The organism is Candidatus Dedyshia acidiphila, from assembly GCF_051025295.1.
In the GTDB taxonomy this organism is placed as follows: domain Bacteria; phylum Acidobacteriota; class Terriglobia; order Terriglobales; family Acidobacteriaceae; genus KBS-83.
This window is the reverse complement of record NZ_JBMGJV010000007.1, coordinates 14,066-30,668: the sequence shown is the minus strand read 5'-3', so window position 1 is coordinate 30,668 and position 16,603 is coordinate 14,066. Positions and strand designations below refer to the sequence as shown.

The 16,603-nt window shown below is 62.9% G+C and carries 14 protein-coding genes; 10 read left to right on the top strand and 4 right to left on the bottom strand.

Going from position 1 to position 16,603, the window contains the following annotated elements:
- Positions 1 to 34: 34 nt before the first annotated feature.
- A complete protein-coding gene (locus AC5IJH_RS04665) occupies positions 35 to 1,423 on the top strand; it encodes an energy transducer TonB (protein ID WP_491901641.1) in 1,389 nt (462 codons plus the stop codon).
- Complete coding sequence (locus AC5IJH_RS04660) at positions 1,420 to 2,076, top strand: ankyrin repeat domain-containing protein (RefSeq protein WP_491901640.1); 657 nt, start codon at positions 1,420 to 1,422, stop codon at positions 2,074 to 2,076. Before AC5IJH_RS04665 ends, AC5IJH_RS04660 begins: the two co-directional genes overlap by 4 nt.
- Here the strand turns inward: AC5IJH_RS04660 and AC5IJH_RS04655 are convergent.
- Positions 2,065 to 2,892: a glycosyltransferase gene (locus AC5IJH_RS04655; RefSeq protein WP_491901639.1), complete on the bottom strand. Its 828-nt coding sequence runs from the start codon at positions 2,890 to 2,892 to the stop codon at positions 2,065 to 2,067. The two genes, AC5IJH_RS04660 and AC5IJH_RS04655, sit on opposite strands and share 12 nt — an antisense overlap.
- Before the next feature lie 129 nt (positions 2,893 to 3,021).
- Positions 3,022 to 4,125 carry an ABC transporter permease gene (locus AC5IJH_RS04650; RefSeq protein ID WP_491901638.1) on the bottom strand — a complete coding sequence of 368 codons (1,104 nt, stop codon included), beginning with the start codon at positions 4,123 to 4,125 and terminating at the stop codon, positions 3,022 to 3,024.
- A gap of 269 nt (positions 4,126 to 4,394) precedes the next feature.
- Between AC5IJH_RS04650 and AC5IJH_RS04645 the strand changes: the two genes are divergently transcribed.
- The 5 genes from AC5IJH_RS04645 to AC5IJH_RS04625 all read left to right on the top strand — a co-directional run bounded on the left by AC5IJH_RS04645 (position 4,395) and on the right by AC5IJH_RS04625 (position 11,877).
- Positions 4,395 to 4,883 (top strand): helix-turn-helix domain-containing protein, encoded by a 489-nt coding sequence (locus AC5IJH_RS04645; protein WP_491901637.1) that lies wholly within the window; start codon positions 4,395 to 4,397, stop codon positions 4,881 to 4,883.
- Positions 4,884 to 4,971: 88 nt separating this feature from the next.
- Positions 4,972 to 6,564 (top strand): glycosyltransferase family 39 protein, encoded by a 1,593-nt coding sequence (locus AC5IJH_RS04640; protein ID WP_491901636.1) that lies wholly within the window; start codon positions 4,972 to 4,974, stop codon positions 6,562 to 6,564.
- Positions 6,565 to 6,777: 213 nt separating this feature from the next.
- Positions 6,778 to 7,953, top strand: coding sequence for a methionine adenosyltransferase (gene metK / locus AC5IJH_RS04635; RefSeq protein WP_491901635.1), 1,176 nt, complete (start codon positions 6,778 to 6,780; stop codon positions 7,951 to 7,953).
- A 319-nt stretch (positions 7,954 to 8,272) separates the two neighbouring features.
- Positions 8,273 to 10,504, top strand: a complete 2,232-nt coding sequence (locus tag AC5IJH_RS04630; protein WP_491901634.1) for a hypothetical protein — start codon at positions 8,273 to 8,275, stop codon at positions 10,502 to 10,504.
- A 191-nt stretch (positions 10,505 to 10,695) separates the two neighbouring features.
- Positions 10,696 to 11,877, top strand: coding sequence for an acyl-CoA dehydrogenase (locus AC5IJH_RS04625; RefSeq protein ID WP_491901633.1), 1,182 nt, complete (start codon positions 10,696 to 10,698; stop codon positions 11,875 to 11,877).
- 3 nt (positions 11,878 to 11,880) lie between these two features.
- Here AC5IJH_RS04625 and AC5IJH_RS04620 read toward each other — a convergent pair whose 3' ends face one another.
- Complete coding sequence (locus tag AC5IJH_RS04620; RefSeq protein ID WP_491901632.1) at positions 11,881 to 12,402, bottom strand: DinB family protein; 522 nt, start codon at positions 12,400 to 12,402, stop codon at positions 11,881 to 11,883.
- Between the two features lie 166 nt (positions 12,403 to 12,568).
- Here AC5IJH_RS04620 and AC5IJH_RS04615 point away from each other — a divergent pair, with 166 nt between their 5' ends.
- Genes AC5IJH_RS04615 through AC5IJH_RS04605 form a run of 3 tightly spaced genes read left to right on the top strand, consistent with a single transcriptional unit; the run spans position 12,569 to position 15,199 of the window.
- Positions 12,569 to 14,311: an alpha-glucosidase gene (locus AC5IJH_RS04615; RefSeq protein WP_491901714.1), complete on the top strand. Its 1,743-nt coding sequence runs from the start codon at positions 12,569 to 12,571 to the stop codon at positions 14,309 to 14,311.
- A 53-nt stretch (positions 14,312 to 14,364) separates the two neighbouring features.
- A complete protein-coding gene (locus AC5IJH_RS04610) occupies positions 14,365 to 14,988 on the top strand; it encodes a hypothetical protein (protein ID WP_491901631.1) in 624 nt (207 codons plus the stop codon).
- Positions 14,989 to 15,028: 40 nt separating this feature from the next.
- Complete coding sequence (locus tag AC5IJH_RS04605; protein ID WP_491901630.1) at positions 15,029 to 15,199, top strand: hypothetical protein; 171 nt, start codon at positions 15,029 to 15,031, stop codon at positions 15,197 to 15,199.
- Positions 15,200 to 15,272: 73 nt separating this feature from the next.
- Here AC5IJH_RS04605 and AC5IJH_RS04600 read toward each other — a convergent pair whose 3' ends face one another.
- Positions 15,273 to 16,484 carry a zinc-dependent alcohol dehydrogenase gene (locus AC5IJH_RS04600; RefSeq protein WP_491901629.1) on the bottom strand — a complete coding sequence of 404 codons (1,212 nt, stop codon included), beginning with the start codon at positions 16,482 to 16,484 and terminating at the stop codon, positions 15,273 to 15,275.
- Positions 16,485 to 16,603 lie beyond the last annotated feature (119 nt).

Here is a 16,603-nt window from a genome sequence, read left to right as displayed (position 1 = left end):
CTAGCCCTACCCGGAGCAGGTGCGAGGACCGAGAATGCGTCACGTCTTTACTGCCCGCCCCCTGGCCGCGATGGTCGCGGCTTGCCTGATGGTCAGCCCGTTCGCCCCGGCGCAGCAGACCCAGGCGCCCGAGTCGAATGCACAGAGCGACACCCAGACCGTTGCCTCTCCGAACGTGATCGCCGCGCCCCCGGAGCAGTCCAACAAACCGATCATGCCCACGCCAGCCGTCGCTGACGCGATCAAGCCGGCCCCGACGGCCGAGGCGCTCTCGAGCGAGCTGGTCGGAAAAATGTTTTACCTGCGCGGTTTCTACCAGGACGACAAGCTTGAGTTCGGCACTGACGGCAAGGTGGTCGGCTCGCCCCAGAAGGGCTCGTTCGCCCTCAGCGTAGTCCAGATCGACAAGGTCAAGTTCAGCAAGCACAACATGGAACTGGAGGCGCACCGCGTGGGCCTTCACTTCTTCGGCGCGCTGCCTTACGAGGACGACAACAAGCCCTTCGAGCGGATCCGGGTCGACCCGAAGAAGAATATGACCATCCAGGTCGAGCGGCTGGTCATTGAGCCGGAAAAGAAGAAAAAGAAGAAGGAAGAGAAGGCCGAAAAGGGCAAGGATGCGCCGAAGATCGCAGCCGCACCTGCTGCCGGAGCACCTGCTGCTCCTGCTGCCAGCAAGCCGACCGAAACGGCCGAAACCGCCAGCCTGCCCGACGCTCCCGCGCCTGTCCCATCCGCCACCACAGCAGAGGCGGCCGCGACGCCCACCGCGCCCACAACAGCACCAGTCACAACGGCAACTGCGACAAATCCCGCCGCTGCTGCGGCGGCCGCGGCGGCCGCCGCAGCAGCAGCCCACGATCCGCGGATTAGCTTCCTCCAACTGTCGAAGGCACTGAACGTGATGTTTGCGCCGGGGCTCGATGACAGCGTGATCGCCACTCTGCCGCCGTACTGGCAGAATTACTTCGCCACCAAGGCTGGCAAGGCGCGCGCCGATCTCGACGCGTCCATGATGCGGCCCGGTGGCAACGTCCGAGCGCCGCAGCTGCTCAGCCCGATCGATCCGGACTCGAATGACTACGCGCAGAAGAACAACATCGCAGGCATGGTCTTCCTGCAGATGGTGGTCGATGCGCAGGGTCGCCCCGGTGCCGTCACCATCGTGCGGCCGATCGGCTTCGGGCTGGACGAACGTGCAGTGGATGCGATCCAGCACGCGCGCTTCCGTCCTGGCACCGTCAACGGCAATCCCGTACCGGAGCTGGTGAACCTGCAGGTCACCTTCCGCATTTACTCGAACAGAACCCGCCCGAACGGCAAGAATGCGCCTGCTCAGCCGACCGAGATAGCCCCCAAGGAATCGCCGAAGGGCCCCCCGTCGAATAACCCAGTGCTGGCCGCTGCTACATTGAACGAGTGAGCCAGAGTTTTCTCGACCTGATCCGGCGTGGCGATACACAACGCATCGCCTCCTGGGTCGAAGATGATCCGCAGATTGCAGAAAGCCGAGACGCCCAAGGCGTCTCGGCTTTGCTTTTGGCTGTCTACACCGGCCAGACCAAGATTCGCGACTTCCTGCGCTCCGGGCTGGAGCTGGACCTGCCCGAGGCTGCGGCCGTCGGCGACCGGGAGCGCCTCGCCACACTGCTCGGCACAGAACCTGAGTCGGCCCGCGAGCGAGCCAACCAGCGGTCCGCAGACGGCTGGCCACTGCTGCACCTGGCGGCTGCCTTTGCGGACGAACCCACCGTGCGGCTGCTGCTCGACCGCGGGGCGGACATCGAACAGCGATCGACGAACGCGCTGCGCAACCAGGCGCTGCACGCCGCGCTTGCGCTTTCAAAGGATGCGGCGATCGTGCGGACGCTGATTGAACGCGGTGCCGATGTGAATGCGGTGCAGACTGCCGGGTATCGGCCGCTGCACCAGGCAGCCGTCGTCGGTCGCGAGGATCTGGTCGATCTGCTGCTCAGCGCGGGCGCCGACCGGACTGCCCAGTGCGACCGGGGCAAGACCCCCGCCGACTACGCGCGCGACCGCGGCTTTACCGCGTTGGCAGAGCTACTGAGCTGAGAGCGCCCTGCCTGCCCGCATTTTGCTGAGTTTGCGGCGGAGGCGTCCGGAAGCATGATCGACGCGGTTCCACATGGAGTCTGCCGGCACACCCTCGATCGACAGCATTGGAAAATTCCGGTGTTTCCGGCTTGTCAGCCGGGGCCAGCCGCGGAGCGAGTTCGAGACATTCATCTCGTGAATCACCTCGATCCACTTGGAGGATGTCCACAGGCGTCGCACGGGCGCGGTCTGGTAGATGTCGCCGTGGCGGCAACAGAGAACGGTCTTCAGCTCACCGCCGGCGGGAACTGCTTCGATCATCGAGTAGAACGGATTGTCCATCCAGCAGAGCCCGTACAGGTGCTCGCGATAGAGCTGCAGGCCGAGGGGAAACAGCACGAACTCCTGGGACCTCGGCAGGAATGCCTGCTGCACATCCCGAACATAGTTGCTCGAGAGCGCATCGTCGTTATCCAGCCGGGTCGTGATCAGATAGGGCGCGTTCGCGAGGCCTCGCTCCTGGATTGCGCGGCCATAGACTCCGTTGTGGATCAGGCCTTCGACATAAACAGCCGTGCATCCGGCCGAGAGACGCTCCATCTGTTCCTTGAACCAGGATGGGCTCTCCGCATTGCAGAAGATCAACCAGTGGAAGCGTCTCTCCTGCTGCGCCTCGATCGATGGCCAGCAGTACTTCATGAACAGGTTGACCCGGTGCCGTAGCCATTGCTCCTCGATCCCGCGGCGCGGGTCAGCGTAAGTTGTCGCCACGTTGAACCGGGTCAGAAGGACATGCGTGAAAGAGGGGGCTACGGCTGCCGCGGTCCGGGCCATGGGGCGTCTTTCTTGAGCGAGCAACTGCCTCGCCGGCGTCAGCGGCAGGGAGATCTGCCGGATGCCGACGAAAGGAACTTCACTTTAAAGGCCGCGGCATTCCTTCACCAAGTCCAAAATGGGCGTCGCTTACTCGTACGCCAGGGCGTCGATCGGGTCCTTCTGCGCGGCTTTGAATGCCGGGTAAAGTGCTCCGAGGAATGAGCCGATAAAGGCCAGTAGAGCCGTTCGGAGCATCCAGGGGCCCTCGACCGGGAAGGGCAAGGTAGGGAAGCGGTCCTTGAGAAAGGCCTTGATCGCAAAGGTCAGTAGCAGCCCTAGGACGATCCCGGCGAGGGTGAAAAGCGTGGTTTCGCGCAACACCACGTTGACGATGTAGAGCTTTGAAGCGCCGAGCGACTTCAGAATGCCGATCTCCCGGGTGCGCTCCATGACAGCGGTGTACATCGACTGAAAGATCACCAGGAAGCCGACGATGAAAGCGATGGAGATGACGACACGCAGCGCGATGTTGAAGCCGGGCAGGTGCTCCGGCGTCATCTGCGAGAGCATCTCTTCGACGGTGTGGACCTCGTATTCGCTCAGTCCCGGCGCGTTGTGGATCTCCTCACGGACGAGTGACTGGTTTCGGGGGTCGTCGGTCTTCAGATAGAAGAAGGAGGCGTTGTTTTCTGCGCCATTAAGGGCGCCGAGTGTGTGGATGGGCAGGAACTTGCGGCCGCCTTTACCGTGCTCGACGATGCCGCACACATGAAAAGGGCGGTGGAAGATCTGAATCACGTCACCGACGTGGTACCCCTTATCGCGCTTTGCCGCATAGTCGTCGAGAATGACGTCATCGGGTCCGGTAAAGGGAGTGCCGGCGAGAAAGTGAAAGGGGCGCAGCGCGTTATAGCTGTCGTAATCGATGCCAAGAATGCTCTCGACAGCGCCGGCGGTACTGAGCTGCGAGATAACAGGAGCGACCACAGCGACGTGGGGCAGCTTGCGGATCACGTCGGCAACCCTGGCCGGCACCGGGGCGCCGCCGATCGAGGTCAGAAAGCTGGCGTTGGGCGGCTGAATCACCATGTCGGCGCCCACACCCAGAGTGTTGGACCGGCTGCCACTCACCTGTCCAATGAAGACGCCGGTGATCGAGAGGATCATGATGACTTCAATAGCAACAGCCAGGATGCTGATGGCGACGCGAATGGGGCGGTGCAGCAGGTTGCCGATGACGAGCTTGTTCATAGAGGGACGCGAAAAGGCTTGAGTTGGAGTGTAGCAAGCAGTTAACGGCTCCCGGTACCAGACGGGGATGCCGGTATGCCCGGAAAGTGGTGCTCCGCTGTTTTGGGAAAAGGCGTACGGTGTTTCAGGACTTTCGTAATCGGCTGCTCGATTTCTCTGTCTGATTTGGACACGCCGAATCGTATTGGCTGAATGTCACGTCGCATCCGGGCCCGTTGAGGAGAACGCCGCAACACAATGGCGGAGAAGGACCGACGCCAGAGGACGATATGGGCAGCTTTGGAGTGGACCTGAAGAAGGCAAGAGAGGCCAAGGGCGTGACGCTCGAGGCGATCGCAGCTGCGACCAAGATCACCGTGCGTTATCTGCAGGCGGTCGAGCGCGAGGACTTCGAGCAATTGCCAGGCGGTGTGTTCCGCAAGAGCATCGTCCGCAGCTATGCGCGCACGGCTGGCCTTGATGAAGACGCCTGGGTAAACCGGTACAAGGAAACAGCGCACGAGATCGACACCTTCCGGGAAGATGACCCGACCTGGATGGAGTTCGCCGAGAACGTCGGCCGCTCGCGTGTCCACGAATCGAGCGCCAACGAGAGCTTCCGGCGCTGGGCTGGTGTCCTTGCCCTCCTTCTCCTGGTTGCCGGTATGAGTTGGTTCGTCTGGGGATATGTGCACAACAAGGCCACGGCTGCGGCCAAAACCACCGGCATGACCTCCGCTCTGGCAGCGCAGTCGACTCCCGCGAACGGCCCCGAGTAGTTCCGGCTCTTCGCTCCGCCGGGCTGCGGCTGCATCCGTTCGGCCCACCGTGCCAGCGGGAGCCGGCCGCTTGACTTAGGCTGGACGCGTGCCCTCCGTCCCTACCTTCGAAGCGCCCCCTGCTGCGCAGGCACGCCGCCCGCTACAGCCGGTCCTCACCGCGCTCAGTGCCGTAGTCGTTCTCATCGCCATCTGCTTTCTCTGGCTCACCCGGCACTGGCCGATGGTGGGCGATGCACGCTTGATCCGGTACGACACACTCCTGATCAGTCATGGGTTTGCACCGTATCGCGACTTCCAGGAGATCAATTTCCCAGGTTGCTTTGCTGTTGATGCGCTCGTGCGCCATCTGTTCGGGCCATCGAGTGCCGCGTGGCGTTTCTTTGACGCATTGCTAATACTGCTTACCGGCGGCATCCTGCTCGCTCTGTTCGGGATACGCCGCTGGCAGGCTGCCATCATCGCCGCTGTACTGTTCGCGGTCGCGCATTGGGGCGACGGGATCGCGCAGTTGGCACAGCGAGACCTCCAGGTCAGCGTGCTTCTGCTCATGGGAGTGGTTTGCTTCTACACCCTGTCCGAGAAACACCCCGTTGTCGGCGCGAGCTTGTTTGGCCTGGCCCACGGCTGCGCGTTCACCATCAAGCCGAACGGCATTCTGGTCACGATCGCGTGTGGCGCCGTCCTGATCCTGGTCGATCGTGGCGTTAGAAGACGGAGACTGCTGCTGGTTGTCGGCGCAGCGACTGGCGCATTCGCGCTCCCGCTTGCCGTGGCCGTCGGCTATCTTGCCGCAAACCAGGCGCTAAGCGCATTTTTTGTTACTGCTCGCGTGCTCCTGCCGTTCCACGCCAGCCTCGCGAGGCGCAGTCTGGGCTATCTCCTCACGCACGTGCTCGCGCCGTTCTCTGCTCTGGTCGGGATCTGGGTGGCTGCGCAGACCTTGCGCAGAAAAATCGAGTCCACAAACAGATTACGAATGGTCCTTGGCAGTGGTGCGCTTGGCGGGCTTGCCATGTATATCTCTCAGGGCAAGGGTCTTCCGTACCACCGCTACCCCTTCTTGATGTTTTTGCTGCCGCTGCTCGTCTGGGACTTCGAGGATTGGCTCGGCTCTGGCCCGATCGCCGCGCGTGTGCTGTCCTGCGCTGCGCTGCTGATCGGCGCCTTGGTGATCGCACCGATGTCCCTGGCGCGGGCTACGCATTTCGTACCGCATGACAGCTTCGGTGACGCTCTTTCGCACGACCTGCAAGCATTCGATCAGCAGGCCCTAAATGGCAGGGTTCAGTGCCTCGACTCAGTCCAGGGGTGCATTGCCACGCTGGACAGGTTGGCGCTGGTCCAGAGCACAGGAGTTATCTACGATGAGTTCCTTTTTGGGAATGCTACGAAAACCGCGGTTCAAGACTCCCGTCTCGACTTCCTGCGTGCTGTCGATGCCAAGCCGCCAAAAGTAGTCGTGCTCGTCGATTCGTTCTTCCTGGATGGGACGACTGGTTATCGAAAGTTGAGCGCATGGCCTGAGTTCCAGAGCTGGCTCGACCAGAACTACCGTATTCGTGTCGATCGCCCCTCTCCCGGGGTGGTGCGGTGGTGGGGTCGTCCGCAGCCCGCGCCGGGGTATCGCCTGTATGTACTTCGCGAGCCAACGGCATTGGCAGAGCCGGCACCCCGCTGAGGGGCGGTTTCCCACCGTCTAGAGCGCAGGCGAGCGGTTCACGTCAACAGCTTTGCCGTCTGTTCGCGGGCTTTGGTACCGTTACGGGGTGACCCTAGACGCTTCTTGTTGGGGTCACCTGCCGCGTCCCGCTGTCGGCGAAGGAGCTCAACGCTTCTGAATCCCATGCGCTTCCACGGAACACGGCAGAGACGGTAGAGGAGGAAGCTCGTTTTGTCACAACCACGCGATAAATTTCTGTTTACTTCGGAGTCCGTGACTGAAGGTCATCCGGACAAGATCGCCGACCAGATCTCCGATGCGATCCTCGATGCCTGCCTGGAGCAGGATCCCTTCAGCCGCGTTGCCTGCGAGACGCTGACGTGCACTGGCCTGGTCGTCATTGCCGGTGAGATCACGACCCAGGCCTACGTGGACTTCCAGTCGCTGGTGCGTGGCACGGTAGCAGCCATTGGCTACGACAACGCCCTGTACGGCTTCGACTCGAACACCTGCTCAGTCATTTCGACCATCAACAAGCAGTCCGGCGACATCGCCATGGGTGTGGACACCGGCGGTGCCGGCGACCAGGGCATGATGTTCGGTTACGCCACCAACGAGACGCCGGAGCTGATGCCGACGCCCATTTCGCTGGCCCACAAGCTGACCCAGCGCCTGACCGACGTGCGCAAGAGCGGCCAGATGGCGTACCTAAGGCCCGACGGCAAGAGCCAGGTCACGGTCGAGTACGACGAGGCCGGCAAGCCGGTGCGCGTCGATGCAGTCGTCATCTCAACGCAGCACGCAGAGACGGTCAGCAACGACGAGCTGCGCCGCGACATCCTCAAGCATGTCATCCAGGCCGTGATCCCGGCCCGGCTGCTGGACCAGGACACGAAGTACCACATCAACCCGACGGGACGATTTGTCATCGGCGGCCCGATGGGCGACACCGGCCTGACCGGCCGCAAAATCATCGTCGATACGTACGGTGGCATGGGCCGGCACGGCGGAGGCGCGTTCAGCGGCAAGGATCCGACAAAGGTGGATCGTTCGGCTGCGTACATGGCGCGCTACATCGCCAAGAACATCGTGGCCGCGGGTCTGGCGGACCGTTGCGAGGTGCAGCTGGCGTATGCGATCGGCGTGGCAGAGCCGGTCAGCGTGCTGGTGGACACCTTCGGGACCGGCAAGGTCAGCAACCAGGCATTGCAGACGCTGGTGCGCGAGAACTTCTCATTGACGCCGAAGGGCATCATCGAGAGCCTCGACCTGCGTCGTCCCATCTACAAGAAGACTGCTGCGTACGGTCACTTCGGCCGGGCGGAGAAGGACTTCACCTGGGAAGCAACGGACAAGGCGGATGCGCTGCGCAAGGCCGCCCCGGCCCGCGAAGCCGCTCACGCATAAGGCAATATCAATGGAGAAAGGCCCGCCGCCATGGCGGGCTTTTTTCTTGCCCGATAACTGCACCGGAGAGCGAATCAGAGGGTCGGTGGTGCCTGGCTGGGTACGCACCCGCAGCGGATGAGGGGCCGGAACAGGCGTTTCGTTAACGAGGCAAGCAGACGAGAGGCAGCCCGTCCGTCCAGAATGCAATCCTAAGAGGGGCCGCGCACGTGCGGCTCTTTTTCTGGCGGACTGCATAGTGCAGCGGAGCCAAAGTTTGGAATCGTGAGCCCCAGTTGCCCCGGCAGGCTCATCCCATCATGGCCCGGAGGTGGTCTGCATGCGCTGTCGTCGCTCCCACTTGTCTTTGTTTGCTGCCGTTACGGCGATGTGCCTGCTCATCCTCACGGGATGTGGCGGCAGCTCCAGCAAGACATCCACGGCCACGGCCGATTACACGCTTGCAGCGGCGCCGACGACGCTCTCACTGACAGCAGGTGCCGCCGGGCAGACTGTCTCTGTAAGCGCAATTGCGATCTCTGGCTTCAGCGCCCCGGTCACCGTGTCGGCCGCGGGGCTGCCGACCGGCGTTACGGTGTCACCAGCCAGCGTGAGCCTGACCGCGGCTACGCCCCAGACCATGACCTTCACGGCGGCTCCGAACGCAGTGGCGGGACAGGCCGCGGTGACGCTGACCGGAACCGCTGGCACGCTTACCCACTCGGCAACGTTGACGCTCGCCGTGGCAGCCGCTGGACCCGACTTCGGCTTGAGCCTCGCGCCACCGACGGCAGCGCTCAGCGCCGGCGGCAGCACCACCGTCGCCGTGACTGCAAATGCTTTGGGCGGATTCACGTCGCCGGTCTCTGTCTCGCTCACTGGCCTTCCCGCCGGCGTCACCGCGAACCCGGCGACGCTGACGTTGACTCCAGGCACCGCCCAGAACATCACGTTCAGCGCGACTCCAGGGGCGGCGCAGGGTGCAGCCACTGTGACATTTTCAGGAACCGCCGGCGCGTTGACGCACAGCGCGACGCTGGCGCTCACGGTTGGAGCGGCTGCGGGCGTGGATGTCTCCACCTTCCACTACGACAACACGCGAGCCGGCCTGAACGCGCAGGAGACTTCGCTGACGACGACGAATGTGGCGAGCACCACCTTCGGCAAGGTTGGATTCTTCTCCGCCGATGGCAAGGTCGATGCGCAGCCGCTTTATCTTTCGGGGCTGGCCATCAACGGCGGTACTGCCAACGTGCTCTATGTCGCAAGCGAGCTTGACTCGCTTTACGCCTTCAACGCCGACAACGGGGCGACGCTTTGGCATGTCTCGCTCGCCGGTGCAGGCGAAGCCGCCAGCGACGCTAGTCCTGGATGCGACCAAATCTCGCCGAAGATGGGAATCACCTCCACCCCGGTGATCGATCGGGTGAAGGGCGTCATCTACGCAGTCGCGATGACGACGGACAGCTCCGGTGGCTTTCACCAGCGGCTGCACGCGCTGAACCTCACGACAGGAGCGGAGTTGGCCGGCAGCCCGGTCGAGATTCAAGGCACCTTCCCGGGCTCTGGTCCGAACGCTTCGGGCGGCAAGCTCACCTTTGATCCCAAGCAGTACGCCGAGCGCGCTGCGCTGCTACTCGTCAATGGCAACGTGTATCTGACCTGGACCTCGCATTGCGATAGCTTGCCTTACAACGGCTGGATCATGGCCTATGACGAGAGCACGCTACAGCAGACGGCGATCATCAATCTGACACCGGCGGGTATTGAGGGCAGCGTGTGGATGTCGGGCGACGGCATGGCAGCCGATGCCGCGGGAAACATCTACGCCGCGGTAGCGAACGGCGACTTCGACACCACACTCGATGCGCAGGGCTTTCCCAGCAAGCATGACTACGGCAACACGATCCTGAAGCTGAGCGCGAGCCTGATGCCAGCAGACTACTTCGAGTCCTACAACGGCGTGGGGGATTCGAACCAGGACCTCGACATCGGTTCCGGCGGCATTCTGCTGATGCCGGATCTGACCGATGCCGCCGGCACGGCGCGGCACCTGGCCGTGGTGGCCGGCAAGAACACGCACATGTACATCGTGGATCGCGACAACATGGGCAAGATCAACGAGAAGACCTCCGACAACAGCAATGCCTGGGAGGATCTGCAGCCCTTCTCGAATGGCGTGTTCTCGACAGGCGCGTTCTTCAACGGCACGCTGTACTACGCGGCGATTGGGGATCACCTGAAGGCCTTCCCGTTCGTGCAGGCGAAGACTACCTCCACACCGGGCAGCACGTCGGCTGCGAGCTTCCCTTACCCGGGCGCGACACCCGTGATCTCCGCGAACGGCACACAGAACGCAATCGCGTGGGCAGCCGAGACGCCCAGCGGCGGCAATGGCGTGCTGCATGCCTACGACGCGACCAACCTGCAACACGAGCTCTACAACAGCCAGCAGGCAGCCAACAACCGTGACAGCTTCACCGGGAACAAGTTCATCGCGCCGGTCGTGGTCAATGGCAAGGTGTTCGTCGGTACGCCGACTGGGGTGGTCGAGTTCGGGCTGCTGCACTGATGTGTGCCGCTGCTTGTCGCAGCTGGCGCACCCGTGAATTCAGCGTGATGCAACGCGGGTACAGGCACGGCTGAACCCGAGTGCATGCGTTCACTCGGCCCTGCTACACTTCACTGTTTTGGGCGGGGGTTGGTGTGCTCTGATAGGCGCCTCCACCGTCCGGACGATCTGTTGTTTCGAGGTGTTGATTCATGTCCACAGTTGCGCTGGAAGCGATGCAGACTCCCCCGCTGAGCCGTCTTTCCGAAGACGAGCAGTTGTTCCGCGATACAGTACGCCAGTTTGCGGGAGAGATCATTGCGCCACTGGTGCGCAAGATGGATGAGGAGCAGCACTTCCATCCGTCGCTGCTGCCGCAGCTTTTCAACCTCGGCCTGATGGGCATCGAGGTGCCGGTCAAGTACGGCGGCGCGGGCGGCACATTCTTCGAGGCTATCCTGGCCGTCGAAGAGATCTCCGCCGTCGATCCCTCGGTCGGCGTGATGGTCGATGTGCAGAACACACTGTCGATCAACGCGCTGCTGCGCTGGGGCACGGAGGCGCAGAAGCAGCAGTATCTGCCCCGCCTGGCGACCGACATGGTGGCGGCGTACGCGCTGAGCGAGGCAGGCTCCGGCAGCGATGCATTCGCGCTCGAGACCAAGGCCGAGCGCCGGGGCGAGCACTACGTCCTGAACGGGCAGAAGCTCTGGATCACGAATGCCAAGGAAGCCGGACTGTTCGTCGTCTTCGCAACGGTCGATCGCGGCGCCGGCTATAAGGGCATCACGGCGTTCCTGGTGGAGAAGCACTTCCCCGGGTTCGCGGTCGGCAAGAAGGAAGACAAGCTGGGGATTCGCGCCTCGTCGACCTGCGAGCTGATCTTCGACGACTGCAAGGTGCCGGTTGCGAACGTGCTTGGCGAGGTCGGCAAGGGTTACAAGATTGCGATCGAGACGCTGAACGAGGGCCGCATCGGGATTGGCGCGCAGATGCTGGGGCTCGCGCAGGGTGCGTGGAACCACGCCGCGAAGTATGCGAAGGAGCGCAAGCAGTTCGGCAAGCCGATCGCGGAGTTCCAGGGCGTGCTCTTCCAGCTCGCCGAGATGGCCACCGAGATCGAGGCCACACGCATGATGGTCTACAACGCCGCGCGGCTGAAGGACGGCGGGCTCGATTTTGTAAAGGAAGCGGCCATGGCCAAGTACTTTGCCTCGCACGTGGCGGAGCGCTGTGCCAGTAAGGCAGTCGAGATCTTCGGCGGCTACGGCTTCGTGAAAGACTATCCGGTCGAGAAGCTCTACCGCGACTCGAAGATCGGCAAGATCTACGAGGGCACATCCAACATGCAGCTCCAGACGATCGGCAAGCTGCTGCTTTCGCAGGTCAAGTAAACGCTAGCCGCGAACTGCGCGCTGCAACTGCGGCGCGTGGTGCCGCGCATGTGCGCGGTGAAACAACCGCCAGTCCGCGATGCTGAGTGGCCCCAGTACGGGGTGAGTCAGGAACCGGGCACGGCCGGCGTTCTGCTCAGCCTGGGACAGCCGCTCATTCATCTCGGTCAGAGTGGCGCGCATCTGCTCTGCCAGCATGTCTCCGGTTAGCAGCATGTGGGGCTTCGCAGCCGGGACGACGATCCCTGGCGCCTTGCGCCCGTTCGGGAAATAGCCCAGCCGGCAAACGGCTACGGTCCCGATGCGCTGCTGCATGCTGGGCCTGGTCTGGAGTGGCCGACCTTTCTGGAGCCGCTCTGCGATTCCGACGCTCGTCGCTGTCCAGGTGCGGGACAGGTGGTCAATCACCTGCCACGCCGACCAGACATCCGTGTTTCCGCCGGGATGCCGCAAAAGCGCCTCGGCCGGGCAGCCGGCCAGCGGCTCGGCGAGTACCGCAAATGTCTGTTCGACCACTGGATGCATGGCGGTCATTGTCGGAGGGCCGTGCTTCCGGGGTCAAGGGTGCGTTGCGGCTTCGGTACGACAGCATACGAACCGCGTGTCTACTTGCACGCATATCCGCGTGCAGACGCACAACCGGCTCGCGTATGCTGCTCAGTGTTTTCAAGAGGAGACAAGCTTGCGCCGAGTGTGGCTGTGGCTGGGTGTCTGGAGTGCGATTTGCCTGGGTGCGCTGGCTCCCCGGGCGGCAGTGGCACAGGTGGCCGCGAAGACGGCAGAGACGCTGCCCACCAACGGCGATGTGTGGTGGAAACACGCCGTGATCTACGAGGTGTACCCACGCAGCTTTCAGGACACGAACAATGATGGGCTGGGTGACATCAACGGCATCGCGCAGCGGCTCAGCTATCTCAAGTCGCTCGGCGTCGACGCCATCTGGATCACGCCGATGTATCCGTCGCCGCAGGTCGATTTCGGCTACGACATCGCCGATTACGAAGCGATTGACCCGCAGTACGGCACGATGGGCGACTTCGACAACCTGCTGAAGGCCGCGAAGCAGCAGGGCCTGCGCGTGATCATGGATATGGTGATGAACCACACCTCGGACCAGCATCCGTGGTTCCTGGAGTCGCGTTCGTCGAAGACGAATCCGAAGCGCGACTGGTATATGTGGCGCGACGGCAAAGACGGTGGGCCGCCGAATAACTGGCAGTCCTGGTTTGGCCACTCCGCGTGGACGCTCGATCCGAAGACCGGCCAGTACTACTATCACTACTTCTACGTGCAGCAGCCGGACCTGAACTGGCGCAACCCGGAAGTGCGCAAAGCGATGTACGACGTGATGCGCTACTGGCTCGACAAAGGCGTCTCCGGCTTCCGCATCGATGCCATCTCCCGCCTGTTCGAAGACCCGGACATGAAGGACGATCCGATCCTGCCGGGCATCAACGCATTTGGCGATCCGAATATCGAGCACAAGTACACGGACAATCTGCCCGAGGTGCACGACGTCCTGCGCGAGATGCGTCAGCTGGTGGACAGCTACCCCGGCCATCCGGTGATCATCTCCGAGGCGGACGAGCCGAACATCCTCGAACTCTCGAAGATGTACGGCGCGCACAACGATGAAGTGCAGCTTCCCATGGACTTCCAGATCGCGGATGCGAACGAGCTCTCCGCGCCGAAGTTCCGCAAGCTCTTCGATGAAGTGGAGAACAATCCCGCGCACGGCTGGCCGGAATACTTCTTCAGCAATCACGACCAGGCACGCGAGTGGGACCGCTACGGCGACGGCGTGCACAACGATCAGATTGCCAAGCTGATGGCCGCGCTCGAACTGCTGCCGCGCGGCACGCCGCAGATGTACTACGGCGAAGAGATCGGCATGCGCACCACAGTGCCAACGCGGATAGAAGACGTCAAAGATCCGGTAGGACGAACGGGATGGCCGAAGGACAAGGGCCGCGACGGGGAACGCACGCCCATGCAGTGGACGTCCGCGCGTCCGAATGCCGGGTTCACTTCACCCACGGTGAAGACGTGGCTGCCAGTGCCGCCGAGTTCGACCACCTACAACGTGGAGAGCGAAGCGAAGGAGCACGATTCAATCTTCAACTTCTACAAGCAACTGCTCACGCTGCGTCACATCGAGCCAGCGCTGATCAGCGGCGGCTACACTACGATCAATCCCGACGATCCGCATGTGTTCAGCTTCCTGCGCCACTACCTCGGTCGGGGCAAGTCTGTGCTGGTTGCGCTGAACATGAGCGCCCAGCCGCAGACGGTGACCTATGACCTGAGTGCGCAGGGTGTGCAGGGCGGCGTCGGACTGATGCTGCTGAACAGCTACGGTTACGAGAGCAAGCAGATCCGGCTCGACCACATGACCATCCCGCCATTCGGCACAGCGGTGATCGGCGTCCAGTAGGCCGCGCAGCGGGCGCGGCCGGACGTGCCCGCCAGACCTGCTAGTGTTCAGGCATGGCGATCGAACGCAGCCGGGCAGAGCTTGTGGTCCTGTGGGCGCAGTTGCTGCTGGTGCTCGCAGATGCGTTCACGTTGTCTCAGGCTGGCGTGGCCGGCTCTGGCGCACACGCCTGGGTCATGTTTCTGCCGCTGGTATGCGTGCTTCCCGCGGCCGCTGCCTTTCGCGCACTGCGCGAAGCAATCAGCGCCATGCTCGGTGCGGCGCTTCTGTGCTTCGCTGCGCTTGTCTGGATGGAATGGGCCGGACAAGGGAGCCTCAGCAGCATAGTTATCGATGCCGCAACGTCTACGTGGCCGCTGTTCCTCGCGGCCGGCCTCCTGCTGCTGGCGTGGCGCATCCGGCTGCACCGCGAGCGCGAGGCAAGCCGGTTGCATCGGCGTACCTCCGCAAATCGCCACGAGCTCGAAGCAAGCGAGGTCTGCGGGTGCATCCACTGCGAACGCATCTACTCGCCGACCGAAATCAAGAACTGGATCACGGACAGTCGCGGCGAGAGGGCCGTTTGCCCCTACTGCGGCATCGATGCGGTGGTTGGCTCGGCTTCGGGCATCCCGATCACACCGAGCGTCTTAGCGCGCGCGCATGCACGGTCGTTTCTGGATGCAGCGGCACTCTAGCAGCCAGGGGCGGCGGCATCTCAAGGAGCAGAGGTGCTCCATGAACGATGGCGACGACCAGATCAAGGCTGTGAAGACGCCAGCCGAGAAGCAGCGGCAGGAAGAGACCGGACGCGAAGATCCATCCGACCCGGAAGAGATTGGATCGGCGAAGGAAACGGCGACTGTGCGCGGGCACGATGAGCCGCAGTCGGTTCGCCACTCCGGATAGTCAACGAAAGCCAGATAGAACGGCCCTGCCGTGCGAAGTTGATGAGAGCCTCTGCCCGGCAGGGCCGCTTGCTTCAGGCTGCCTTCTGCGCCTGCGCAGGTTCGAGCTTCACCTTCAGCCAGCCGTGCTCGTGCTGGTCAAAGTGGTGATACGCATCGAGCGCCGAGGCGAGCGGCGCACGCTGGGTGAAGAACTGCTCGGGATGCATGACGCCGGAGCGCACCAGCTCGATCAAGCGTGGCAGGTACTTGCGGTGGTTACAATTGCCGCTGCGCACGGTCAGGTTTTTGTTCATCATCTCGCCAACCGGGAAGTTTTTCAGTGTGGGCGGGTAGACGCCGATGATCGACAGCGACCCTGCCTTGGCCACCGAAGCGACAGCCCAGTCCAGAGCCTGGGTCGGCGCTCCGCCCTCCCACCATTTGCCTTCCGCCTTGTTCGCGTCCGGAGCGACCGTCTTCATCTCCGATGTGAACTCCTGCCGCTGCTCCGGCTGCGCGTGCGCCGTCGCAGCATCGATGCCGACGGCGTCGATCACACGATCCGGCCCTGATCCGAGCGTCAGTTCGCGCAGCACCTCGACTGGGCTCTCCTTGCTGAAATCGATGGCCTCCGCACCATGGCGGCGCGCCTGATCCAGCCGCGACGCGACCTGATCGATCGCGAAGATCCGCCCGGCGCCGAGATGCTGCGCACAGGCAATTGCCAGCATGCCCACTGGCCCGCAGCCGAAGATCGCAACCGTATCGCCCGGATGAATGTTCGCCATGTCTGCCGCTTGATACGAGGTCGGCAGGATGTCGCTCATCATGATCGCCTGGTCGTCAGTGATCTCTTCAGGTAGCGCAACGAGGTTAGTCGCCGCGAAGGGCACGCGTGCGTACTCCGCCTGTAGTCCGTCCAGGCCGCCAGCATTTTCGGGGCCGCCGAAGAAGACCGTGCCGCCGAGCTTGCCGGCCGGGTTGGCACGATCGCACTGCGCATAGAAGCCCGCGCGGCAGTAAGTGCAGCTGCCGCAGCCAATGGTCGAGGGGATGATCACGCGATCACCACGGCGGAAGTTGCGCACCGCCGCGCCCACCTCCTCCACGATGCCGATGGCTTCGTGGCCGATCACGCGGCCTTCTTTCATGCCGGTGAAGGTGCCGCGGATGAAGTGTAGGTCTGTGCCGCAGATGGCAGACGCAGTGATGCGAACGATCGCGTCATTCGGGTCCTGGATGCTCGGATCGGGAACCTGCTCAAGGCGAACGTCGCCAATGCCGTGAAAAACGACAGCCTTCATGGGGGAACTCTCCTGTCATTTGGATGCCGTGGCTCGCGGCCACTGTTCCCGTTTGGGACTGCGGCTTGCATGGCGAGCAAAACCCGCGCGTGTAAGACAGCAAAATGAATGCCCGATGA